Below are 24,360 nucleotides of genomic sequence, written 5' to 3' on the forward strand. Positions count from 1 at the left end.
GGGCCAGGGGCGGATATTCCCGCCGCGCACCAAGCGATCGGCCAGACGTGACCTCGACTCGGCGCGACGCGACCTGGACACGGCGCGACGGGACCAGCGCTCGGTGGGACGGGACCCGGGCTCCGGGCGACGTGGCCTAAGCGCGGGTGAACTTCTCGTACGCGGACAGGACTTCGTCCGTCGGGCCGTCCATCAGCAGCTCGCCCCGCTCCAGCCACAGCACCCGGTTGCAGGTGTCGCGGATCGAGTTGTTGTTGTGGCTGACGAGGAAGACCGTGCCGGCCTCCTTGCGCAGTTCGCGGATGCGTGCTTCGGAGCGTTTCTGGAAGCCGCGGTCGCCCGTGGCCAGCGCCTCGTCGATCATCAGGACGTCATGGTTCTTGGCGGCGGCGATGGAGAAGCGCAGGCGCGCGGCCATACCGGAGGAGTAGGTGCGCATCGGCAGGGAGATGCTGCTGCCTTCCACGCCGGCGCCCTGCTCGTTGATGCCGGAGAATTCCACGATGCCGTCGTAGCGTTCATGGATCTCCTCGCGGCTCATGCCCATCGCCAGGCCGCCGAGGATGACGTTCTTCGCGCCGGTCAGGTCGTTCATCATCGCGGCGTTGACACCGAGCAGCGAGGGCTGGCCGTGGGTGTAGACGCGGCCGCTCGCGGGCGGCAGCAGACCGGCGATGGCACGCAACAGGGTTGATTTCCCGGAGCCGTTGGAGCCGATCAGGCCGATCGCCTCGCCTTCGTGGGCGACGAAGGTGACGCCTCGGACGGCGTGTACCTCGCGGGTGCCGGCGGAGGTGGTGCGGCGGACAATGCGGCGCAGCGCGGAGACGGCGCTGCCCCGGCCGCCGCCCGCGCCGTGCACCTTGTAGACGATGTGCACGTTGTCGGCGATGACGGTGGGGACGCGTCCGTCGCCCTGGTCATGTCCGTCGCCTTGCGCCCATCCGTCATCCTGGTCATGTCCGTTGCCCTGGTCACGTCCGTCGCCTTGGTCACGTCCGTTCCCCGGGTTGCGTCCCGCTGCCAGGTCGTGCCGCTCCGTCAGGTCGTGCCGCTCTGCGAGGTCAGCCACGGCCGTACTCCTCCTCCGCCTTCCAGAAGTAGACATATCCGCCGACGCCGATCAGCACGGCCCAGGTCAGGGCCAGCGGCCAGACATGGGGCGGCAGCGAGCCGGCGCGCACGGTGTCGATCAGGGCGTAACGGATCAGATCGATGTAGATCAGGGTGGGGTTGCAGTCCAGGGTCACCGCGATCAGGTGTGGCGCGTCCTTGGTGAAGGCGGACAGGTTGTAGAAGACGCCCGAGGTATACATCCAGGTGCGCAGCACGAAGGGCATCAGCTGTGCGGTGTCGGTGGTCCGTGCGCCGATCCGGGCCATGATCAGGGCAAGTCCGGTGTTGAAGACGGACTGCAGCAGCAGCGCGGGGATCATCAGCAGCCAGTGCCAGGTCAGCGGTACGCCGCAGGCGAGCACGATGGCCGCCAACACCCCCATCGAGAGCAGCAGTTGCTGGAGCTGGATGAGCGTGAACGCGATGGGCAGGCAGGCGCGAGGGAAGTGCAGGGCGCGGACCAGGCCGAGGTTGCCGGATATGGCGCGGGTGCCGGCCATCACCGCGGACTGGGTGAACGTGAAGACGAAGATGCCGGTGCACAGGAACGGGATGAAGTCCGGGATGCCGCGGCTGGTGTGCAGCAGCACGCCGAAGATCAAGTAGTAGACGCCCGCGTTGAGGAGCGGGGTCGCGATCTGCCAGATCTGGCCGAGCTTGGCCGAGGCGTACTGCGCGGTCAACCGGGCGGTGGCGAACGAGGCGATGAAGTGTCGGCGGGCCCAGAGCTGCCGGGTGTACGCGGGCAGCGAGGGGCGGGCGCCGCTCACCGTCAGGCCGTGGCGCGCGGCGAGCGCGCGCAGCGTCGGATCGGGGGCGGTAACGGGTACAGGTACGGCCCTCGTGGCGGGCGCCGGGGCCGGGGCCGGGGGAGCGAGGGGCTGGGGCATGGGGCCGCTTTCGTTCGTAGCCAACGGGGCGCGAGTAGTGGTGCGACGGAACGCATCCGTATCGTCGCGACGTCGACAGTACGAGGGCCTCACGTCGAAACGCAACCGTACCGTCGCGACGGTAAGCTCAAGCCATGGCAAAGAACGGCAGCGAGACAGACCACACGGCGGCGCGCCGATCCCCGGCCGGCGCCGCCGTCCTACGGGAGGACAAGACCACCGCGATCCGCGCCGCGGTCTTCGAGGAACTGGCCGCGGTGGGCTTCGCCCGGATGTCGATCGAGGGCATCGCACGACGGGCGGGCGTCGGCAAGACCGCCGTCTACCGGCGGTGGCGCTCCAAGCTGCAGCTCGTCCTCGACGTGGTCTCCGCGGTGGCGACGGCGGGCCTGCCGACACCGGACACCGGGTCGCTGCGCGGTGATGTGCGGATGCTGCTGGAGGTCGCGGCCCGTGCGCTGCGCCACCCGATGGCGTCGCAGATCATCCCCGATCTCCTGGCCGAGGCGGCGCGCAGCCCTGAGCTGGCGGAGGCGCTCAAGACGGCCCTCCACGACAGTCAGGAGGGTGTCGCGGCCGCCGTGGTGGCGAAGGCGGTGGAGCGCGGCGAGCTGCCTCAGGACGCGGACGCGCGGCCGGCGCTCGACCTGATGGCCGGACCGTTGTACTGGCGGCTGCTGGTCGTCCGGGACGAGCTGCCGGCGGGGTACCTCGACGCGCTGGCGGGGTCGGTGGTGGCGGCGCTGGGGGCGGAGTGAGGCGGGGGCTGTTGCGGGGCCCGTAGGGGGGTGGCCCCGGAAACCCCAGGGGCGGTCGAACAGATCCCCTCGGGGGTGGACGGGCCCCTGCAGGCCACAATGTGGTGGGCTCGGACGGTATTCCCGCGGCTCACCCCGTCACCCCCGCCTATCCCGTCACCCTCGCCTACCCCGAAGCACACGCCGCCCCATCACCCCACCTATCCCGACACGCCTGCCGTTCCCGTCACCCCCGCTTCCGACACCCCGTCATCCCCTGCCGTGCGTGGAGTCGGCAGTTTCGTCAGTCCGGTCGTCGCCGCCGCGGTGCGGGGGGACGGGGCCACGGTGCGCTGGTTCTTGGGCAGGACCTCGGGGGTGGCCTCCTGGCCGAGGAAGACGCGGCGGACCACGCGTTCGGCGGCGTGTCCGTCGTCCCACTGGCAGAAGCGGTCCCGGAAGGCGGCGCGCAGCTCGGTGGCGCGCTCGTCGTCCCAGCGGCCGCTGCGGAACGCGTCGATCAGCTCGTCCTCGGTGGTGGCGATGACGCCGGGAGTGTCGCCCGGCTTGCCGGACAGGAGGTGGAAGGTGACGCCGCGGGAGCGGCGGTAGGTGTCCCAGTCGTCGGCGTAGTTGATGATCGGCCGGTCGAGGTTGGCGTAGTCGAACATGATGGAGGAGTAGTCGGTGATCAGGGCGTCGGCGGCCAGGCAGAGCTCCTCGACGACCGGGTGGCCGGAGACGTCGATCAGCGTGCCGCGCTCCTGGAGCTCCTGGAGGCGGGAGTTCTCGCCGTAGAAGTAGTGGGTGCGCACCAGCAGGACGAAGTCGTCGCCGAGCTCGCGGGAGATCTTCTCCAGGTCGAGGCGGGGGACATAGCCGACCTGGTAGTCGCGCATGGTCGGCGCGTAGAGGACCGCGGTCTTGCCGGGGGTGATGCCGAGGCGTTCGCGGATCTCCAGGATGTCCTGTGCGGTGGCCCGGTAGTAGACGTCGTTACGGGGATAACCGGCGTCCAGCGACGCGAAGTCGCAGGGGTAGACCCGCTCCCACTGCTCGGTGGCGTGCTGGTTGGAGGAGAGCGAGAAGTCCCAGCGGTCGGCGCGCGTGAGCAGCTTGCCGAAGCTCATGCCCTTGGCGGCGGCCGGGTAGCGCTTCTGGTCGGTGCCCATCGACTTGAGCGGGGTTCCGTGGTGGGTCTGGAGGTGGATCTGGCCTTCGCGCTTGACCACGGCGTCCGCGAAGTTGACGTTGTTGATGAAGTACTTGGCGCGGGCCACGACCTCCCAGTAGCGCGGCGAGTTCACCACGACGTGATCGATACCGGCCGGGACCTGGTCGGCCAGGCTCTGCTTGACGACCCATACGCCGTGCACGCCGGGGGCCAGTTCCTTGGCCTTCTCGTAGATCGCGAGGGGGTTGCAGGACGGCAGCCGGTCCCAGTACGCGGAGTAGACCGCGAGGTTCTCGTCCAGCGGCTGGCGCAGCAGGGCCTGGTAGCGCAGGTTCACGGCCTTCTTCTTGGCCTGCCTGACCCGCTTGCCGGCATGCTTGCGGACCCTGCGCTGCACCTTGCCGGCGATCTTGAGGCCGGCCAGCGCCGGGTAGGCGTCCTTGGCGAGCATCGTGTACTTGCCGCCCGTCACTCCGGTGGGGCGGACGAAGCCGGCCGGCACCCGCTCGCGGTAGTCGCGGGCGGCGCGGTGGAAGAACTCGGCCTTGGCGTTCTGCGGCAGTCGGCCGGGCTTGTCCAGGATCGTCAGATAGTGGTCGATCATCTTGCCGAACATGTGCGGGCGCCAGCGCGAGAGTTCGGGGTGCGCGTCGAGATAGTCGAAGACCCGGGCGTACTGGCCGAAGACGTCGAAGTGCTTACGGCTGGTGGTGCGCAGGATGTTGCCGCCCTGCCGGCGCTGGCGGTAGTGCAGGCAGACCCGGTCCAGGAGCGCGATCCGCTGGGCGGTGATCAGTGCGCAGAACGTCCAGGGGGCGTCCTCGTAGTAGCCGGACGGGAAGGCGAAGCCGTGCTTCTCGATGAAGTCGCGGCGGTAGGCCTTGTTGCACACGATCTGCAGCAGGTCGAGGAGCTGCGGGCGGTCGGCGAGCGGGAAGACGGGCTCGCCGGACTCGTCGAGCAGCCCGGAGAGCCGATTGCGCCGGACGGACCCGTCCCAGTAGGTGCGTGCGTAGTCGAAGATGAGGATCTCGGGGTCGGCGGTGGCGGCCAACCGCTCGGCGAGGGCGCCCAGGGCGCCGGGAACGAGGGTGTCGTCGCTGTCGAGAAAGAGGATGTACTCGCCGCGGACCTTCTCCAGGGCGGTGTTGCGGGCCCGGCCCAGACCGACGTTCTCCGGGAGGTGCAGCACTCGGACGCGGTCGTCGCGGGCTGCGTACTCGTCCAGGATGGCGCCGCTGCGGTCGGGCGAGCAGTCGTCGACGGCGATGACCTCGAAGTCCGTGTGGTCCTGCGTCAGCACCGAGTCCAGGCACTCGCGCAGGAAGCCCTGCACTTTGAACACCGGGACGATGATGCTGAAGCGGGGTACGGCGACGGCGTCGCGGCCTCTCTCTGACATGCGGTGCTTACTCCTAGTGACGATCGAGAGCGGAACGCGGGAGATGGCTCCACGGCTGTGCGTTCTTTATCCGCGTATCAGACAAGTGTTCACTCAAAATGGTTGCAGTGGTTAACTAAAATTTTGGGTGATGCTCCTCACTCATCGCTGTAAGTGGGGACTTTTCAGGCGTGTGGAAGCTTGGGTGCCGCCGCATACGGAGGGGCCGGCGGCTGCGGGCGCATGCCCCGGCGGCCCGGCAGGAGCGTCCGGCGGGAGACCGCGAAGGTCACCGGGATGGCGAGCAGCGCCGCCACCAGCGGTGCCACCGCGCTGTTCATGCCGAACCACCCGACCAGCGTCACCAGGCCCGCGCTCTGTACCACATAGTTGGTGACCTGGGTCAGCGGGAACAGCAGGAACTTCGTCCACGTCGGCCGGGTGCGGTAGGTGAAGTAGGTGTTCAGGAAGAACGAGCCGACCAGGCTCACCACGAAGCCGCCGGTGTACGCCGCGAAGTACGGCAGCAGGCGGTGCAGCGGCAGGTAGCAGAGATAGAACGTCAGGGTGTTGACTCCGCCGACGAGCGTGAAGCGGGCTATCTGGCCCCATGCGACGGCTCGCGGGCGGGCGGCCATCACGCGACCTGTGAGGAGCTGGAGGCGGGACTCGGGGTGCGGGACGGGTGGATCCGCTGCGCGGGTGTGCCGTGGGACTCCTTGACCAGGAAGTGCGGCCGCCGCTTGGACTCGTAGTAGATCCGTCCGATGTATTCGCCGATCAGTCCGAGCATCACCATCTGCAGCCCGCCCAGGCCCACGATGATGGCCACCAGCGTCACATAGCCGGGGGTGCTGATCCCCCCGGCGAGGGCGGCGCCGATGATCCAGAAGGTGTAGAGCGTGGCGAGCGAGGCCAGGCCCAGCCCGGCGTAGATCGCCAGCCGCAGCGGACGGCAGTTGAACGAGAGCATGCCGTCGATGCCGTAGTTGATCAGTGAGCCGAAGCGCCACTTCGTCTCGCCGGCCTCCCGGGCGGCGTTGCGGTAGTCGAAGGTGATGGTGTCGAAGCCGATCCAGGAGAACAGGCCCTTGGAGAAGCGGTTGTACTCCGGCAGCGAGGTCAGCGCGTCCACCGCGGTACGCGACAGCAGCCGGAAGTCGCCCACTCCGTCGGCGAGTTCCACGTCCACCCAGGAGTTGACGGCGCGGTAGTACATCCGGGTGAGGGCGGTGCGCAGCCGCCGGTCACCGTCCCGGCTACGCTTCGCGATGACCTGGTCATGGCCGAGCTGATAGAGGTCCAGTATTTTCTCGATCAGCTCGGGCGGATGCTGGAGATCGGCATCCATGATGATCACCGCGTCCCCGGTGGCCTCCTTGAGGCCGGCCAGTATCGCGGGCTCCTTGCCGAAGTTGCGGCTGAAGGAGACGTAGCGGGTGGTGTCGCGGTGCTGCTGGGCGAGGGCGCGCATCCGGGGCAGCGTGCCGTCGGTGCTGCCGTCGTCCACGTAGCACAGCTCGTACTCCATGGCGAGGGAACCGAGGACCGCGCGGATCCTTCCGTCGAAACGTCCTAAGACAGCTTCTTCGTTGTAGCAGGGGACGACGATGGAGAGCTTCATTCGCTGGCCTTTTCGCCGGGGACAGAGGACGGTTCGGACGCCGTCCGCTGATGCGCCATTCTATAAATGTAATGTTTTGTCACGGTTTGAGAGGTGCATTGAGGGGAACGGTTCCGCCGTCCGCGGACCGCCGCGACGACCGCCACCATGGCCACCGCCAGCCCCGCCCCGCCGCTCACCGCCAGCCCCGCCGCCAAACCGGGCGGGACATACGAACACGCCAGCCGTGACGCGCCGGTACCCAGCGGGACGGTCAGCAGACCGCCGTAGGAGCGCGGGGCGCGGGGCGGACCGCCGTCGACCGAACAGCTCCAGCCCGGGACGGCCGGGACCGCCAGCAGCGCGCTCCCCGAACTGCCCGCGGGCAGCGTGGCCGTCAGCCCGTGGCCGCTCGTGGTGAGCTCGTCCGGCCCTTTGGCGCGTAGCGCGGCCACCGCCGCGGCCAGTTTGCGCGGGGCGAGGCAGCCGACGGGGTGCGGGGGGAGGTGTTGCCGGCCGTCTCCGGTGAACCGCACCGACACCGTGCCGTCTGCGGGCACCTGGCCCAGCACCCGCACGGGGTTGGCGGTCATCGCGCGGCGGCCGACGGCCCGGCTGCTGCCGCCCGCCCCGCTGACCCGGCCGGAGAACCAGGGCGCGTACCAGACGACCGTACTGCCCGGGGTGCACCGGCCCGTGAAGGTCGTTCCCCCGGCCGCGTCCAGCGTCCAGCCCGCGCGGTCGGGAACCGGGGCGCGGCCCCCGAGGACGGCCGGGCCGCGGCGCCCAGGCCCCGCGGCCGGTGTCAGTGACGGCACCTCGTACACGCGGGCGCCCAGCACCCGTTCCTGACGGGCGAACACCGTGCCGCCACCGTCCCGTGGCAGCGCATCGCGCACGGTCAGCAGCGGGGCCGCGTCCGAGCGCTGGAAGGCGTACCGGCCCGGCCGCCCCGCCACCGGGACCAGCGAGCTGCTGACGCCCATGAGCGCGCGGCCCACCGGGTCCTCGAAGCTGAGTGTGTGACGGCCCTTCACGTACCAGCCGGCGCCCAGACCGTGCAGGGTGCGGGCGGTGGCCGCGGGCAGATAGCTGCTGTAGTACGAGCCGCCCTCGCCGCCCAGCAGCAGCGGATCGTTGTTGGCGAACTCGTGCGGGCCCGGATCGGTGCGCGAGCGGGGCCAGTCGGAGCGGGCGGCCAGCCCGGCGCGCACGGCCAGCGCCGGCTCGCTGAGGGTGGTCTTCGGCCGGAACCACGCGATGCTGTCCCGCCCGGCCGTCACGGAGAACGCCGCCAACGCCGAACCGGACAGGACGGTGCAGGTCAGCAGGGCCGTGACCCCGGTCCGTACGGCGGTGGAAGGACGGCGGCGGCACAGCACCAGCAGTGCCGCCAGGGTCGCCGTACCGCCGCCCACCACCAGCATCCGGGTGGCGTCGCCGACCGAGCTCTGCGCCCGGCAGAACCAGGCGAGAACGGCGACCAGCACCGCCCCGGCGGCCAGTTCACCCGCCTGCGGCCGGTGCGCCAGCGCCAGCCAGGCGATCATGGTGAGGAGCCCGCCGAGGACGAAAGCGGCCCGGTACGGACTGCCGTTGGGCAGCGCGAAACCGTGCCACAGCAGGATCGTCGGCTCCCACACGAACGACGCCGTGATCCCCGCCGCCAGACCGCACCAGCCGATGCGCGCCTTGAGCGGCACCGCGCGGACGAACGGGAAGGCGGCCACCAGCAGGAGCCCCAGCATTCCGACGTACACATGAGGAGCCTCGGGAGCGTGCACGCCCCCATGGCCGCCCGGCAGCAGCTGCGCCACCAGCTCGCCCGGCGACGGCGGGCCGTCATAGGACGCCTCGGGCGCGGGCTGGGCGGCCCGGCTGGCCCGGAGCGTCACGGTCAGGACGGGCGCCGCGAGCGCGATGCCCGCCGGCGTCATCGAGGCGACCCGCGCCAGCGCCCGCAGCCGGTCACCGCCCGGCATCCCGTCGGCCAGGGCCAGCCGCAGGCCCAGGACCAGCGTCATCGCGAGCGTGGCCATCGCCGCCGTATAGAAGTTGCCCGCCCAGGACAGGGCGATCAGCAGGGTCCCCGCCACCCAGCGCCGCCGCTGCAGACCCCAGTCGGCGGCGATACCGCACAGCGGCAGCGCGACCAGGCCCCACATCCACATCGGGTCCGCGGCACCGTCGTGCACCACCCAGCCGCACAGGCCGTAGCCCACCGAGAGCAGCGCGCGCAGCCAGGACGGCCCGGGCCGCAGCCGGCCGAGGAAGACGGTCATCAGGGCGGCGGCGAGGCCGATGCTGAACAGCGTGACCAGGAAGACCGGGAAGTCGGCCAGCGCGCGCGGGAAGAGTCCGACGAGCCAGGAGAACGGGTTCATCAGATAGCTGAAGAAGTCGGCCAGGAACGGGACGCCGTAGCCGCTGCTCCAGTTGAAGAACAGGTCGCCGGTGGTGGTGCCGTGCAGCAGGTCCCACAGCCGGGCGTGGAACGGGACGAACTGATTTCCCAGATCGTTGACGGCGCGGGAGCGGGCGCCGAACGGGTAGCTGCCGTGGACCGCCAGCGCCAGGCAGTACGCCGCCATGGACAGCAGCGCCGCACACCCCGGTGCGGCCAGGTGTCTGGTGGTCGGTCTCACTGGTGCCGCGTTCTCCCTGCTCATCACGACGGTGAACGAGTAGATGACGCTGCGGACCGGGCAACCGGGCGGCCCCGGACCGCCTCGCGCGGGGGTGGAAGTGGCGGCTCCACCGGCGCTACAACACGATCAGCGAGACCGTACTTTACGGTAATTGTCTCAATTGCCCGTTTTATTGGGTGGGCAGGCGACGTTATTTTCCCCGAAAACGAGCGGGCCCCAGGGGGCGTCGTCACGCTCCCTGGGGCCCGCCCCGGCTCTCTCAGCCCCGCCGTGCCTCCGGGTGGTGGTGCTGCCAGCCCGCCCACGCCGACGTGATCATGTCGCGGACGTCATGACGGGCCTTCCAGCCCAGTTCGGCGGCGATCCGGTCGGCGGCGGCGACCACCCGGGCCGGGTCGCCGGGACGGCGCGGCGTCACCACGGGGGTGACGCCCTGGTGGCCGGTGAGCTCGATGATCAGGTCGATCATCTCGCGCACCGAAACCCCTTCGCCACGGCCGATGTTGAGCGTCAGATCACGCACCGGACCCCGCTCGGCGAGCCTGCGGGCGGCCGCCACATGCGCGTCGGCCAGATCGGCGACGTGAATGTAGTCGCGGATGCAGGTGCCGTCGGGCGTGTCGTAGTCATCGCCGAAGATGCGCGGGGCGGCACCCTCGGTGAGCTTCTCGAAGACCATCGGGACGATATTGAAGACACCGGTGTCGGCCAGTTCGGGGGCGGCCGCGCCGGCCACGTTGAAGTAGCGCAGACAGGCGGTGCTGATGCCGTGCGCCTTGCCCGCCGCGCGCGCCATCCATTCGCCGACGAGCTTGGTCTCCCCGTACGGGTTGATCGGCACACAGGGCGTGTCCTCGGTGACCAGATCGACGTCCGGCATGCCGTAGACCGCGGCGGACGACGAGAAGACGAAGCGGCCCACCCCGCCCGCGGCCATCGCCTCCAGGAGGATCTGCAGACCGTGCACGTTCTCCCGGTAGTAGTGCAGCGGCAGGTCGACGGACTCGCCGACCTGCTTCTTGGCGGCCAGGTGCACCACATCGGTGACGCCGTGCCCGGCGATCGTCTCATCGAGCAGCGCGCGGTTGAGCGTGGAGCCGACGATCAGCGGGACGCCCTCGGGGACCCGGCCGGCCACCCCCGTCGTCAGGTCGTCCAGGACGACGACCCGCTCGCCCGCCTGCCGCAGGGCCCGTACGACATGGGAGCCGATGTATCCGGCACCACCGGTGATCAAGTAAGACATAGCGCCAATCCTAGGCTTCGGAGAACAAGGACGGTGGGAACGGTTCAGCGGCGCAGACGACGCACCGCGATGCGCCACACACTGCGCAGCCCGGACGCGATCCGCAGGGACAGCGCCCCGCCGGTCGTCGCATACGGCTGCACCAGCAGCAGGAGATACCGGGAGCTGGGCAGCATCCGGCGGCGCAGGCCCGGCCCCGTGGCACGTAGCGAGGCACGGAAACCGGCGCCGTCCGCGCAGCTCACCTGCGCCATCAGATCCCAGGGCTCGGGGTCGGCACGGCGCCGCCCGCCGCGTTCCAGCAGGGCCGGGAGATCCAGCACGACCTCGGCGGTCCAGGAGGTGACGGAGCCGTTCGCGGCGGACTGGGCCGTGAGCGCCGCGGTGTGCACCGGGCCGCGCCGGTCGTCCACCCGCCGCCACAGCTCGATGTCGATGCTCACCGGCTCGGCCGCCGCCAGCCGCCCGTACATGTCGTGCACCCGCAGCCGCAGCACACTGCGGGAGCCGATCACCGGCTCCGCGTCGACGGTCACCGGCAGCCGGCTTATCGGCTTCGTGCCGAGCGCGTCCAGCTCCACCTCCGGCAGGTCCTCGGACCACACCGCGCCGCCCCCGGCCTCCGCGTACGGCGGCAGCAGCCGGCCGGGACGCGCCGCGAGCTGCGTCAGCCGCTCCAGGTCCCGCGGCGCCGCCGACGCCAGCACCACCCGCGCCAGCCAGCGGGCCGGGGCGCGCGCCGCCCGCAGATCCGCCTCGTCGAAACCGGCCAGATAGTCACGGGTCAGCTGCCACCACTCCGCCCGGTAGTCCGCACCCCGGGTGTGCAGTTCGCGCACGTACATCCGCAGATCGTGGTCGAGGAACTTGGTGTTCGCGGCATGCGCCAGCGCCTTGCTCCCGGCGTCCTGGAAGATCCGCACGCTGGTGCGGTGCGCGTCGATCCGCGCCTGCCAGTTGGTGACGTGCTTGCGGTCGAGAGAGATGGACTGCCGGTCGGCCGTCCGGCGCACATGCCAGACATAGACGCTCTCGGGGATCGTCACGATCCGCGGGGACGCGGCCAGCACCCGCGCGGTGAACACGAAATCCTCGTACGTGAAGCGGCCCTCGGGGAAGACGATCCCGTGCTCGGCGAGGAACGCCCGCTCGTAGAGCTTGTTGACGCACAGCGTGTCGCGGACCAGCTGCGGGCTGGACTCCGGCGAGCCGTGCACCGCCGCCTCGCGGTACAGGGCCGGCTGCCACGGCACATCGCGGTGCGCGGGCAGTTCGCGGCGGATACAGGAGCCCGCCACCACGGGGGCGTCATGCCGGAGCGCGGCGGCCAGCAGCGCCTCGGCCGCGCCCGGCGGCAGGACGTCATCACTGTCCAGGAACATCACGAAGCGCCCGGTGGCGGCCCGCAGACCGTCATTGCGCGGGGTGCCGCAGCCACCGCTGTTCTCGGTGCGATGGATGACCCGCAGCCGCGGCTCGGTGCGGGCGAGGGCGTCCAGGGCGGCGCCGGTGCCGTCGGTGGAGGAGTCGTCCACCGCGATCACCTCGACGGCGGTGGACGAGCTGCCTCCGGTGTTTCCCGACGCGCCCTGGGCGAGTGCGGAACGCACCGCATCGGAGACGTGGACGGCATCGTTGAAGGCGATGACGACGATGCTGATCTGCGCGGCTGGCGTGATGGTGGGCCCAGGCCGTGGCTCAAGGGCTTCTTTCACAGTCACTACATCTACATTTCGTGTCGACAGCATCTCTTGGCGCGAGCGGGATGTGGCCCCCGTTTCCGATGGGTCAGAGGGGGATTCCCGCCAAGGGGTTGCGCCCTTCGCCACGGTTTTCCACGTCATTGCCGTTTCGTGACAGACCGGAATACCGGGTTCGGGGCAGGGCCCGTGAGGGCTCCTGTACATGCAGTAACGACGCGAACGCCGCGCGATGCCGATACCGATACGGCCGATATGCGTGCGCACGCCCGTGGCCGCTCGCCGTTAGCGCACGCATGTGCCGGTGGCCGCTTGCCGGTTATGCGCGCATGTGCCGGTGGCCGCTTGCCATCGCGCGCACGCGATCACGGGCATCTGTCGTCACGTACGCACGCGACCACGGCCGCCGGCTACGTGACCGGCATCTCCGCGTACTGTTCAGCGTCTACCCGATCTGCGTCTACCCGATCCGCGTCCACCTGATCCGCGTCTACCCGATCCATCTGTTCGGTCTCCGTCTCCTCTGCCTCCGTCTCCTCGGTCTCCGTCTGTTGGTCACCGTCTACTCGGTCAGCAGATCCGCGACCCGGGCCGCCGCACCACCGTCGTCCCGGTGGCAGAACGTCTCCCGGAAGTCGGCGTACGCGTCCGCCCCGGCTGCCGCGATCGCCTCCAAGTCGCCCAGCGCGTCGACCAGTTCACCGGTCGAGGCCAGCAGCGGACCCGGCACCCGGGCCTCGAAATCAAGGGTGAAGCCACGCAGGGTGTCGCGGTAGTGCGGCAGGTCGGGCGTCAGGAACAGCATCGGGCGGCCGGTGTTCGCGAAATCGGCAGCCAGCGACGAGTAGTCGGTGACCAGCACATCCGCCGCCAGCAGCAGCTCGGCGGCATCCGGATGGGCGGTGACATCGAGGGCGAACGGCGCGTGATGGGCCGGCAGCCGGTCGACGACCAGCGGATGGCCGCGGACCAGCAGCACATGATCGTCGGCCAGCGCCCGCCGGGCCGCATCGAGATCGAGCGGCAGATGCAGCCGGTGATGGCCCGCGTCGTAGGCCCGGTCGTCGCGCGGCGTCGGCGCGTACAGCACGATCTTCTTGCCGTACGGGATACCGAGCCGCGCCCGCAGCGCCGCCGTGGTCCGCTCGCGGTCGGCGGTGAACAGGGCGTCGGTGCGCGGTAGTCCGGTTTCCAGCAAGTCGCCGTCGTAGCCGAGCGCCGAGCGCAGCACCGGGGTGCTGTGCGCGTTGGGCGACAGCAGCACGCTCCACTGGCGGCCGAGCCGCGGCCGCGGCGCCAGATGGGCCAGCCCGGCACACAGCGTGCCCGCCAGATCGGCGCCGATCCGCTTGAGCGGCGTGCCGTGCCACGTCTGGACGACCGTCTGGCCCTCCCGCCGCGTGAACCAGTCCGGCAGATGGGTGTTGGTGACGACCCAACGGCTGTGCGCCAGGGCACCGTGCCACTCCGCGCTGCCCACCACCACGGCACGAGCCGTCCGCGGCACCGCGGCCTGCGCATCACGCACCGCCCATAGATGCTCCACATCCGGCCCCCGGCGCACCAGTTCCTCATGCACGGCCCGCGGCGAATCCCCGTACGCGCGTCCGCCGAAGCTGCTGTAGAGGACGGCGTCCCGCAACGGGCGGCCGCGGTGCAGCGGATAGTGCCGCTCCCGCAGCATCCGACGGCGATAGGGCCCACGGTCGGTGACCGGCACCGCGGGGCCGGCCGCCACGAACGCCTCGTCGTACCGGTGCCGGTCCAGGACGAGCGGCTTGCCGCGGACCGTACAGGCCGCGGGCAGCCCGTCGAAGACCGCGGGCGCGAAACGGACCGGGGCATCCAGCGGCGAGCCCGCCGCGCCACGCTCCCGCAGGTGCAACGTCCAGCGGCCCTCCCGCAACGGCACCGACCCGGCCAGCGAAGGGAGCCCACCCAGGGGCAGCGCACAGTGGAACCGGCTCCCGTCCTGCATGACGGCGAAGGCCGTTTCGGCGGCGTGCGCGGTGTGCTTCAGCACCAGCTCGGTGGCGTGCGGCGCGGCGTCCGGCAACGTCCCCACGACCAGCAGCGTGCCGTCCGCCCCCCAGATGACCCGGTCCAGAAACGGCTGCGGAGTACGGTCGTGCAGCACGACATTCCCGGCCGCCGAGGCCGCCACCACCAGCTCGCGGCCGTGCGACAGCGGATACGCGACGGGAGCGAGACCGGGCGCGCACGCGAGCACATCCGTACCGCCGTCGGGCAGGACCAGCTCCGCCGCCCAGGACTCCGTGTGCACCGGCGGAATCGCCCGCGGCGCGCCGTCACGTGTCGGCCGCGCGGCAACGAGCGCGTCGAGACGTACCCGGACGGTGACCCGGAGGTGCCCCGCATCCCGCACCACCTCCCGCCGCTCCACGGGGACCGACACCACCCCTCCTGTGCCCTGATGCGTCAGCCGTAGGGCAACGGGCGCGGGACCGGGCGCGGTGGCGGTCGGCAGCGCTTCGGGCGCTTGACCGGATGTCGTCATGGTCGGCAGCACATCGGGCACCTGTCCTGGCGCTGTGCCGGTCGGCAGCGCTTCGGGAGTCGCCGCCGGGCCGGGCGCCATGACGGTCAGCTCCAGGACACCGCCCGCCACCGAGCGATGACCGGCCAGCCTCCGCGTACGACGCCCGACCGAGAGCCGGAGACGGCCGTTGGCGTACCAGGGGGTGATGCGGACGGGGGCGTGGCCGCCGTCCGTGACCTCGTCACCGTCCCCGCGCCCGTCCGTCCCGTCGCCGTCCCCCTCCCCGTCGCCGCCCACCTCGTACGTGCTGGGAAAGGCCCCGGACCCGCTCTCCGACGCGCACAACGCCGCCGCCCGCACCACACCCGCCGACGCCAGGAGCACCCCGACCGTCCAGTCGCCCTCCACCCAGCGCCCGCCCCTGCGCAACCGGCCCGGATCGAGTGTCACCTCGAAGCCCGACCAGTCGTAACAGTGCTGCTCCTGACCGGACTCGGCGGTGGCCTCCGGCATCGCCACCGGCCGCAGCGGCAGCAGAATCCGGCGCCGCCCCTGGGCGACCACCGCCGTCCTGAGATAGCTGTGCCGGGTCGCGGCATCCAGATTGCGGATATACGCGTAGCCGCGCAGCAGCAGCGCCCCGTCCCGCCACACCGCCTCCCGGACCCGGGCCGTGACGGGGAAGTCGGAACGCTCCAGCCGGGTCACGCCCGGCGGCAGTTCGAGCGGCGGCGAGAGCGGCAGGACCGCTCGCTTGCGCAGCGGCGGCCCGGTGACCTCGAAACCGGCCGGATTGCGCGCCTCGTGCGCGAGCAGCGCGAGCAGGTCCGCGAGCCGCCCGGCGCGGACCAGATACCAGCGCATCCGCAGCTCCACAGGGAGCGCGGGGAACAGCCGCGGATCGACCTGGGCGAGGAAGCCGCGGGCGCACTCCAGGAACACGGTCCGGCACTCCGGCGTGGCCTCCGGCAACGCCTCGATGAGCTCCGGCAGCCCGTCGGTGAGCACCGACCGGTCGTAGTCGTCCAGATACGCGCTCCACGGGGGGCGGGCCGGATCGGCGAGGAAGCGGCGGACACCGGCGATCGTCGCGAACCGGTCCCGTACGCTCCGGACGTCGATCCGGCGGTGGCGGCCGGGCCCTTCCGGGAGGCGCCAGTAGCAGACGTGCTCGTGCAGGACATCGACCGCCTCGGCGAGGAAGTGCGCGGGCAGCGTCACCGCCGCGTCGCACAACCCACCCTCGGGGAAGGCGAGTTGATGCCGCTCCCAGAAGGCACGGCGGAACACCTTGTTCCGGGCGAAGTGGTCGGAGAGCAGGGTGAGGTCCTGGGTGATGTGGGTGCGCAGGGTGGTTTCGCGGTCGGCCGGGTGGTACGGGGACTGGCGCCGGCCACCCGGGCCCAGCCGGTAGACATTGCCGGTCGCGAAGTCCGCCCCGGACTTGTCCAGCAGCCCGGTCAGATCCTCGTACGCGCGCGGCAGCAGCACATCGTCGGGGTCGAGGAAGGCGAGGTAGTCGGTGCGCGGATAGGCGTGCCGGACACCGGCGTTGCGGACCGCGCCGACACCGGGAGCGGCGGCCTCGTGGGACGGGCCACCGGGATGCGAGCCGCGGCTGCGCGAGCCGCCGCTGTGTCGGCCACCGCTGTGCAGGCCGCCACTGCGTCGGCCACCGCTGTCCGAGCCGCCGGGATAGGAGCCGTCGCTGTGCGAGCCGTCTGGATACGAGTCGCCGCCGTGCCGAACGATCCGGAACCGCGGATCCCGCTCGGCGAACCGGCGCGCCAGCCCGCCGGGCACACCGTCGCCGGCCCCCGCCTCCTCCGCCTCCTCCTCGGACCCCGCCCAGGACCCGGCGTCCACCAGCACCACATCCAGCTCGGTCAGCGTCTGGGCCGCCACCGACTCCAGGCACTCCTCCGCATCCCGCTCGGACCCCTCGATGCGATGGACCGGGACGACAACCGTGAGCCGAGGCTTCATACGCGCGGGACCGAGCCTTTCCGGACAGCCGAAACACAGGACACGAGACGGGCCGTTCAACTCGCCCATCAGGGACCCGGTCACCGGATCTGCGCTGAAAGGGTGAGACCACGCGGCGGCCCGTACGACGACATGCCGAATGCCGGGGGAAAAGGGCCGCGGCCAGGGCCGGGCCAGAGGTGCGGCCGGGCGGGGATCGGCCGCGGCCGGCTCGGCGCGCCGTATGCGCGGGCCCGGCCCGATGCCGTAGACCGTGGGTCACCGTCAGTCCTCCGCAGGCAGTACCCGGTGATCGGGTTCAGACATCGTCGGCCGCCGCCGCATTGATCCGCGTCAGCGCAGCCGCATCCGTATCCGCACACCCACGTCAGCGCATCCGTATCTGCGTCTGTATCTGCACATCCGTATCTGCACGCCTGTGTCAGCACCCCCGTTCAGTAATCCGCGTCCCAGGGAAGGTGACCGCGACCCGATGCCCGGCCGTACCGAAAGCACCGCAGCCTCCCCCAACCCAGCAACGATTACGGAGAGTAGTGAGTTGCCGCAGTCGGTGAAATCCGCCGCCCTCGCGCCCCACGCCTCCTCCGCGCGGCTCCCGGACCCCGCGCGGCTCCCGGACCGGGAGCAAGCCGACATTGCCTGGCAGCCCCTGCCCGCCCCGCCCAAGCCGTCCTACCGCCGTCATCTACGACACTTCGGCCCACGGCGCGGACCCGCCCGTCTGCTGGAGATCGGCTGCGGCACCGGCGGCTCGCTCGCCGGGTGCGCACCCGGCAGCGTCGGTGTGGACCACGACCCGCGGTCGGTGGCGCTGTGCCGGGAACGTGGGCTGACCGCTTACACGGCCGACGACTTCCTCGCGAGCCCGCACGCCCGGCCCGGCACCTTCGACGCGCTGCTCACCGCGCATGTCCTCCAGCACCTGGGAGACGAGCAGGTCGAGAGCCTGCTACGGGCCTATCTCCGCTACGTTCGGCCGGGCGGCGGCGTCGTACTGATCACCCCGCAGGAGGCCGGGCACCGCGCCGACCAGGCGCCTGATGCGCTGCTGACCCCCACGGCGCCCGGACAGGCGCTCGATGCGCTCGGCACGCATACTTCGGACGTGCGCGGACAGGGGCCCGATGCGCTAGGCGCGCATACTTCGGACATGCACGAACAGGCGCCCGTCCGCTTTACCGACTTCACGCTGCTGCGCGCCTTCGCGGAGACCGCGGGCCTGGCCGTACGGCGTATCTACTCCCACCCACTGCCACGCCCGGCCGGAAAACTGCTGCGCCGTAATGTGTTTGTGCTGGTGGGGCAGGTGCCCCGCTAGGGGCTCCTGGGGCCTGTCCGATGGGGCAGGGGCGGAAAGACCCTGGGGCCTGGGCTCTGCCGGCAAGCGTGCCAGGTGCGCGGGCCGGGCGACAGGGCCGGCCCGCGCACCTGGTGGTGGATCGCTCAGCGCCGCCCCGACGTGCGGGACTTCTTACGGGCGGCCACGATCGCCTTGGTGATGATCGGCGGCAGGACGTTCAGCGCGACGGTGCGCAGCGCACCGCGGCGCGGGTGGGGCTCTGTGCGAGGCCCCGGGCGCGCCGGAGGCGCCGTCGGCGCCTGGGCCGCCGGACGCTTCGGGGCGGCCTGGTCCCGGTAGCGGGAAACCGGATGCGCGGGCTCCTTGGCACCCTTGGCGCTCAGCCGGATCAGCGGGGCGTCATGGACGTACTGGACCTCGTGCCAGATGTCCTTCCGGGGCCTCAGCCACTCCAGCAGCGCCTTCTGCAGGGGCTCCGGGTCGCCCCAGGTCCCGTAGAACTTGGTGCCGGTGATGCAGATGGGACGCAGTCCCTCGTCGGCCACCGCCTGCCAGGTCGCGGCGGCCACGCCCGGACAGTGCTCGGCGCGGTAGTCGTCCATGACGACGACGCCGGTCTCGGTGAGCAGCTCACGCACCGCCAGGATGTCGCCGTGGACATGCTCGTACAGATGTGAGGCATCGATATGGGCGAAACGCACCGTGCCGTCCTCGACATGATTGCGGACGATCGAGCTGAGACCCTGCACGATGGTGGGCAACTCCCCATGGAAAGCAAGGTAGTTGGCCTCGAAAGCGCGGCGGGTCAGTGTCGAGTAGGACCGCTTCATCTCCTTGGAGTTGGAGGCGTCCTCGGCGGGGGAGTCGAAGAGATCGCAGACCGTGAAGCGCTCGTCGGCACGCAGCCGCGCCCCGAGAAAGATCGCGCTCTTGCCCATGTACGCGCCCAGTTCGAGCAGGTCACCCGACTCCGACCGCTGCTCCTGGTGGGCCAGAAACCAGTCGAAGAGCAGCTGGTCAGCGGTGAGGAACCAGCCTTTGACGTCGGACAGCCGGGCGGGGCGCGGGAGTTGTTCGGCACTCTGGTCTGCGGTGAGGGCAGTCATGTGCGGTCCGTCTCCAGACGGTCGGGAACCTATGGCGATGTTGCGACGCGGGTCTTGTCCGCGGGGTCTTGTCCGCGGGGTGTCTGCCGATATTTCTGCAGTTGTGATGCGGCCGGCACCGTGACCGGTCGCGTACGGGCGCGGACCCCCACCGGGGTCAGGGCGCCACGGCTCGACACGCATCCGTTCGAGCGCGGTACGTCGAGTACCTCGTGCACCTCGTGCACTCGGGTACGTCGTTTACCTCGGATACCTCGTGTACGCAATTTCCACGACAAGCCTCTGCCGCACCATGCGTTTCGCGGTGTGACCGTCATCGAGCGTCATCGTAGGGGGAGGAAAATGAACGAGAGATGGCCCGGAGCCCGGGGGAACCGGATTTCACAGGTCTCTTACGCCGAGGACGCCAGCGCGACTCCTCGTCCGTTCCCGATCACGTCCTGTCGGCGTCCGCGCCAGTGGTCGCGCCACGCTCACACCACCGGTCACACCACTCACAGGCCGCTGGTCACACCACCGTGCGTGCCCCGCCTCCTGCCCCTCACTTCACCGCGCCCGCCATCACACCCGACACGAACTGCCGCTGGAAGGCGAAGAAGACGATCAGCGGCACCACCATCGACACAAACGCGCCGGGCGCCAGCACATCGATGTTGCTGCCGAACTGCCGCACCTCCTGCTGGAGGGCGACGGTGATCGGCGGATTGCCGCTGTCCGCGAAGATCAGCGCGATCAGCATGTCGTTCCACACCCACAGAAACTGGAAGATGCCCAGCGAGGCGAGGGCCGGCCCGCCCAGCGGCAGCACCACCCGCGTGAACAGCCGCAGCTCGCCCGCCCCGTCCAGCCGGGCCGCCTCAAGCAGCTCGCGCGGGATCTCCGCGAAGAAGTTCCGCAACAGGAACACCGCGAACGGCAGCCCGAAAGCCGTATGGAAGAGGACCACCCCGGCCGTCGTCTCGAAGAGCCCGACCGCACCGAACAGCTTGGCCACCGGAATCAGCGCCACCTGAACGGGCACCACCAGCAACCCGACGACGACCATGAACCAGACGTCGCGGCCGGGGAACTCCAGCCAGGCGAAGGCGTAGCCGGCCAGCGATCCGATGACGACGACCAGCACCGTTGACGGGACGGTGATCGCCGCGGTGGTCAGCAGCGAGCCCATCACCTTGTCGTTGGCGAGGAGTTGGCTGTAGTTGTCCCATGTGACCTGGGCCGGCGCGCTGAAGATCCGCCACCAGCCGGACTCGCCGATCTGCCGGGGGCTGCGGAGCGAGGACAGCAGCAGCCCGACGCTGGGCATCAGCCAGAACAGCGCGACGAGGACGAGGAAGACCCGCATCACCCCGCCGCCGGTCCGCGCCGCGATGCGGCTGACCAGCGGCCGCTTGGCCGGAACGCGGCCGGCACCGGCGAAGCGCTCTGCCGGGACGGCACCGTCCACGGTTGTCATCGGCGACGCTCCTTCCGTATGCGCCGGAGATTGACGTACATCACCGGCAGCACGAGCAGCAGCAGGAACACGGCGATAGCGCTGCCCAGGCCCTCGTCGACATCCGTACCGAACGACGACTGGAAGAGCTGGAGAGCCAGCACATTGGCGGACCTGATGCTGGAGCCGCGCGCGATGATGTAGACCAGATCGAAGATCTTCAGCACATTGATCATGAGCGTGACCAACACGACCACCAGGACCGGCGCCAGCAGCGGCACCGTGATCCGCCGGAAGACCTGCCACTCGCCCGCGCCGTCCACCCGCGCGGCCTCCAGCAGCTCACGCGGTACGCCCGCCAGACCGGCCGCGATCAGCACCATCGCGAAGCCGGTCCACATCCAGACGTAACTGCCGATGATGGCGGGGGTGACCAGGGCCGGGCCGAGCCAGTCGACGCCGTTGTAGAGCGCGGCGAAGTTCGCGGCGGGGAGCCTGAGCCGGGCGCCGTCGGCCTTGTCGGCGGGCAGCGTGTAGGTGCCGTCTTCCGCCGTCGTCGCCGAGGCGACCACCCGGCCGTCCTTGACCGCCTCGACCTTCACACCCGCAAGGGCCTTCTCGTTGGCGTCTATGACATTGGGGCGGCCGCCGCCACCACGGGTGAAATCCAGCCAGACGGTGCCGGTGATGCTGCCCGGCCGCGGCTGGGCGACGGCCGCCGACCGCGCGTCGCGTACGTCGTCCGGCTGGACGGCGACCAGGGGCAGGTCCGCGGGGGAGGCGGGAGTGACCGGCGAGGCGGGATCGGTGGGAGTAGCGGGAGAGGCAGGAAAAGCGGGATCGGTGGGAGCGACGACAGAGGCCGGGGAATCGGGAGCCGCCGGGGGCGCTGAGGGTGTGGCCGGGGGTATTGAGGGGGCGGCCCGTACGGCCGACTTCGTGGTGAACGCGCCGCCGCCGGACGGTTTGAGATCCGCGTTGGGCCGCGGTCCGGCGCCCGGGAACGGCGCCGGTTCGGCGAAGGTGTCGTGCACACTCACCCACACCGCGTTGGCGACACCGCGCTCCGGATCCTGGTCGTAGACCAGCCGGAAGATGATCCCGGCCGCCAGCATGGAGATCGCCATCGGCATGAAGACGACCAGCTTGAAGGCGGTGCCCCAGCGGATCCGCTCGGTCAGCACGGCGAAGATCAGCCCCAGGGCTGTTGACACGGTCGGTGCGACCACAACCCAGATGACGTTGTTCTTCAGAGCGGTACGGATGGCGTCGTCCGAGAACATCTCGCCGTAGTTGCCGAGCCCCACGAAGCCGTTGCCGGACACGTCGAAAAGGCTGCGGTAGACGGAGAACACGATGGGATAGCCGACCAGCGCGCCGAGCAGCACCAGGGCGGGCAGCAGGAAGGCCGCCGCGACCCAAGGGCGCGCACCCATGAGGCTCCTGGGACGCCGCCCGGCGAGGCTCTCCGCGCTGCCCGCGCCGCCTGCGTTGTCAGCGCTACCCGCACTGTGCGTACTGTCCGTGCTGTCCGGTGAGGCGCTCATCGTGACGGTCCCCCGGTCCCGGTCGAGGTGGTCGGAGTCGGTGCTGTCGACGTCGGTGCTGTCGATGTCAGCGCCGTCGGCGTGGATGCGGTGCCGCCGGCGTCCCTGCCTCGGCTCACTCCCCGGACGACGTGAACGACTTGGCGGCGTCCCGCTCCAGCCGCGCCTGGGTGCCCTCGATGTCCTTGGGGTTCTTCAGGAAGTCCTGCAGGTCCTTCCACTCACCCTGGCCCGGCTTGCCGCCGAACCCGGCGGGCGCCTGATCGGACATGTCGAAGCGGAAGTCGTCGCCCGCCGCGATCAGCGCCTTGGCGATCTTCCGCATCACATCATCGGCGTACGCGGCCTGGTCCAGCTCTTTGTTGGGCGAGATGAATCCGCCGGCCTGCGCCCAGATCTTGGCGGCGTCCGTCGACGCCAGAAACGTCAGCAGCGCCTGCGCGGCCTTGCCGTCCTTGAGCGCCACGGCCACATCACCCCCGGTCACCACGGGCGACTTGGCCCCCACCGCGGGGAACGGGAAGACCTTGGCGTCCGTACCGACCTTGGCCTTGGTCCGGGAGATGTTGGCAGCGGCGTAGTCAGCGGACGAGACCATCGCGGCCTCGGGGGTCTCGCCGCTGAACGTCCGGGTGACGGACGTCGGGAAATCCGTCTGGAGCGCGCCGGAATTGCCGCCCGCGAGCAGATCCTTACGGCCGAAGAGCTGGCCCAGGGTGGTCAGCGCCTCCTTGACGGTCGGATCGGTCCACTTGATCCTGTGCTGCGCCAGCTGGTCGTACTTCTCCGGGCCCGCCTGGGAGAGATAGACGTTCTCGAACCAGTCGGTCAGCGTCCAGCCGTCCGAGCCGCCGACCGACACCGGCTCGACGCCCGACTCGGAGATGATCTGTGCCGTCTTGAGGAAGTCCTGCCAGGTCTTCGGCTCCTGCGCACCGGCGTCGTCGAAGGCCTTGGCGTTGTACCAGACCAGCGACTTGTTGCTGGCCTTGAAGTAGACGCCGTACTGCGTGCCCTTGTGCGCGCCGAGGTCCTGCCAGCCCTTGGTGTAGTTCTTGGCAAGCTGTGCCTTCGCGGTCGCCGCGAGCGGCTTGAGCCAACCCTTCTGCGCGAACTCGCCCAGTACGCCGACCTGTTGCAGCATCGCGATGTCCGGCTGGCCGCCACCGGCGATCTTGGACCCTACAAATCCGGCCATGTCATCGCCGCTGGGTACGAAATCGACCTTGGCGCCCGTGCGCTGCTCGAACTCGTCCAGCACCTTGACGAAGTTCTCCCGCTCGGCGCCCGTCCAGACGGCGGTGACCTGGAGCTTCTGGCCGTTGAGCTGGGGGAGTCGGACGGTGGGGGCGGTGCTGCCGCCCTTGCGGCGGTCGTCGCCGTCGCCGCCCTTGGCGCCGCTGCCGCAGGCGGCCAGCGCGAGGGAGAGGGCGACGGTCGCCGCCAGGCAGGATGTGGCGCGTGCAGCCGCGCGGTGGTGTCGTGTGCGCATCCCCGTAGCCCCTTGTCGTAGCCCCTTGTCGCCGCGAGCCGTACCGGGTGCGGAGGGCGCCGTGCCGCATCGTGCCGCGACGTCCCCGCCATGCCGTTCGCGTCGTGCCGTGCCGTGGTCTGGTGGGTGGTGCCAGTGATGCGGGCGGTGCCACCGGTGCCACTGGCGCCGGTGGCGTTGTGGTGGTGTTGTGCCGCTTGTGCGTGTCGTGTCGCCCCGTGCCGTGGCCCGTTGGCGGTGCGGTGGTGCCGTGCGTGCGATAGGTCTACGCCTCGATTACCAGGGCCGCAATACCGCGTTCCGCGCCAACTGGACTTTTGTGATAGGGCTGTTACGGGCGACGGGCAGGCCGGACCCGGGCGAGCTGGCGAGGCCACGAGCCGACCCTTGGCGAGGCGAACAGCGACACATGCCGACATATGCGCCCACTTACGATATATCAGCCGATATATCCGCTAAATCAGCACGTGCGCAGCCCCGCCTTCGGCCGCCATCTCGG

General features: G+C 70.4%; 15 protein-coding genes. 2 read left to right on the forward strand and 13 right to left on the reverse strand.

The features are described 5' to 3' along the window. Positions 1-136: 136 nt before the first annotated feature. Positions 137-892 carry an ABC transporter ATP-binding protein gene (locus tag K9S39_RS27545; protein ID WP_248868991.1) on the reverse strand — a complete coding sequence of 252 codons (756 nt, stop codon included), beginning with the start codon at positions 890-892 and terminating at the stop codon, positions 137-139. 172 nt (positions 893-1,064) lie between these two features. Next, entirely contained in the window at positions 1,065-2,006 is a 942-nt protein-coding gene (locus K9S39_RS27550; protein ID WP_248865993.1) for an ABC transporter permease, read from the reverse strand. Between the two features lie 134 nt (positions 2,007-2,140). On the opposite strand from K9S39_RS27550, the gene K9S39_RS27555 reads away from it, so the two are divergent. Further along, positions 2,141-2,764, forward strand: coding sequence for a TetR/AcrR family transcriptional regulator (locus tag K9S39_RS27555; protein ID WP_248865994.1), 624 nt, complete (start codon positions 2,141-2,143; stop codon positions 2,762-2,764). A gap of 200 nt (positions 2,765-2,964) precedes the next feature. Here the strand turns inward: K9S39_RS27555 and K9S39_RS27560 are convergent, their stop codons facing one another. The 7 genes from K9S39_RS27560 to K9S39_RS27590 all read right to left on the reverse strand — a co-directional run bounded on the left by K9S39_RS27560 (position 2,965) and on the right by K9S39_RS27590 (position 16,981). Continuing rightward, positions 2,965-5,319: a bifunctional glycosyltransferase/CDP-glycerol:glycerophosphate glycerophosphotransferase gene (locus K9S39_RS27560; protein WP_248865996.1), complete on the reverse strand. Its 2,355-nt coding sequence runs from the start codon at positions 5,317-5,319 to the stop codon at positions 2,965-2,967. A 164-nt stretch (positions 5,320-5,483) separates the two neighbouring features. Further along, positions 5,484-5,936, reverse strand: a complete 453-nt coding sequence (locus tag K9S39_RS27565; RefSeq protein ID WP_248865997.1) for a GtrA family protein — start codon at positions 5,934-5,936, stop codon at positions 5,484-5,486. Beyond that, positions 5,936-6,922, reverse strand: coding sequence for a glycosyltransferase family 2 protein (locus K9S39_RS27570; protein ID WP_248865999.1), 987 nt, complete (start codon positions 6,920-6,922; stop codon positions 5,936-5,938). The genes K9S39_RS27565 and K9S39_RS27570 overlap by 1 nt, the downstream gene beginning before the upstream one ends. Then, entirely contained in the window at positions 6,919-9,546 is a 2,628-nt protein-coding gene (locus K9S39_RS27575) for a YfhO family protein (protein ID WP_248866000.1), read from the reverse strand. The genes K9S39_RS27570 and K9S39_RS27575 overlap by 4 nt, the downstream gene beginning before the upstream one ends. 262 nt (positions 9,547-9,808) lie before the next feature. Beyond that, a complete protein-coding gene (gene galE, locus K9S39_RS27580; protein ID WP_248866001.1) occupies positions 9,809-10,795 on the reverse strand; it encodes a UDP-glucose 4-epimerase GalE in 987 nt (328 codons plus the stop codon). A gap of 44 nt (positions 10,796-10,839) precedes the next feature. Further along, a complete protein-coding gene (locus K9S39_RS27585; RefSeq protein ID WP_248868992.1) occupies positions 10,840-12,510 on the reverse strand; it encodes a glycosyltransferase in 1,671 nt (556 codons plus the stop codon). A 547-nt stretch (positions 12,511-13,057) separates the two neighbouring features. Then, entirely contained in the window at positions 13,058-16,981 is a 3,924-nt protein-coding gene (locus K9S39_RS27590; protein ID WP_248866002.1) for a CDP-glycerol glycerophosphotransferase family protein, read from the reverse strand. A gap of 538 nt (positions 16,982-17,519) precedes the next feature. Between K9S39_RS27590 and K9S39_RS27595 the strand changes: the two genes are divergently transcribed. Further along, the gene (locus tag K9S39_RS27595) at positions 17,520-18,299 is read left to right on the forward strand and encodes a class I SAM-dependent methyltransferase (protein ID WP_248866003.1); all 780 of its coding nucleotides are present in this window, start codon (positions 17,520-17,522) and stop codon (positions 18,297-18,299) included. Positions 18,300-18,424: 125 nt separating this feature from the next. On the opposite strand, the gene K9S39_RS27600 is transcribed toward K9S39_RS27595, so the two are convergent. The 4 genes from K9S39_RS27600 to K9S39_RS27615 all read right to left on the reverse strand — a co-directional run bounded on the left by K9S39_RS27600 (position 18,425) and on the right by K9S39_RS27615 (position 23,861). Further along, complete coding sequence (locus K9S39_RS27600) at positions 18,425-19,387, reverse strand: class I SAM-dependent methyltransferase (RefSeq protein ID WP_248866004.1); 963 nt, start codon at positions 19,385-19,387, stop codon at positions 18,425-18,427. Between the two features lie 541 nt (positions 19,388-19,928). Next, complete coding sequence (locus K9S39_RS27605) at positions 19,929-20,843, reverse strand: carbohydrate ABC transporter permease (protein ID WP_248866005.1); 915 nt, start codon at positions 20,841-20,843, stop codon at positions 19,929-19,931. Then, complete coding sequence (locus K9S39_RS27610; protein ID WP_248866006.1) at positions 20,840-22,258, reverse strand: carbohydrate ABC transporter permease; 1,419 nt, start codon at positions 22,256-22,258, stop codon at positions 20,840-20,842. The genes K9S39_RS27605 and K9S39_RS27610 overlap by 4 nt, the downstream gene beginning before the upstream one ends. Positions 22,259-22,484: 226 nt before the next feature. Then, positions 22,485-23,861 carry an ABC transporter substrate-binding protein gene (locus K9S39_RS27615; RefSeq protein WP_248866007.1) on the reverse strand — a complete coding sequence of 459 codons (1,377 nt, stop codon included), beginning with the start codon at positions 23,859-23,861 and terminating at the stop codon, positions 22,485-22,487. Between the last annotated feature and the right edge of the window lie 499 nt (positions 23,862-24,360).

The sequence above is a fragment of the Streptomyces halobius genome (assembly GCF_023277745.1).
Classification (GTDB): Bacteria; Actinomycetota; Actinomycetes; order Streptomycetales; family Streptomycetaceae; genus Streptomyces; species Streptomyces halobius.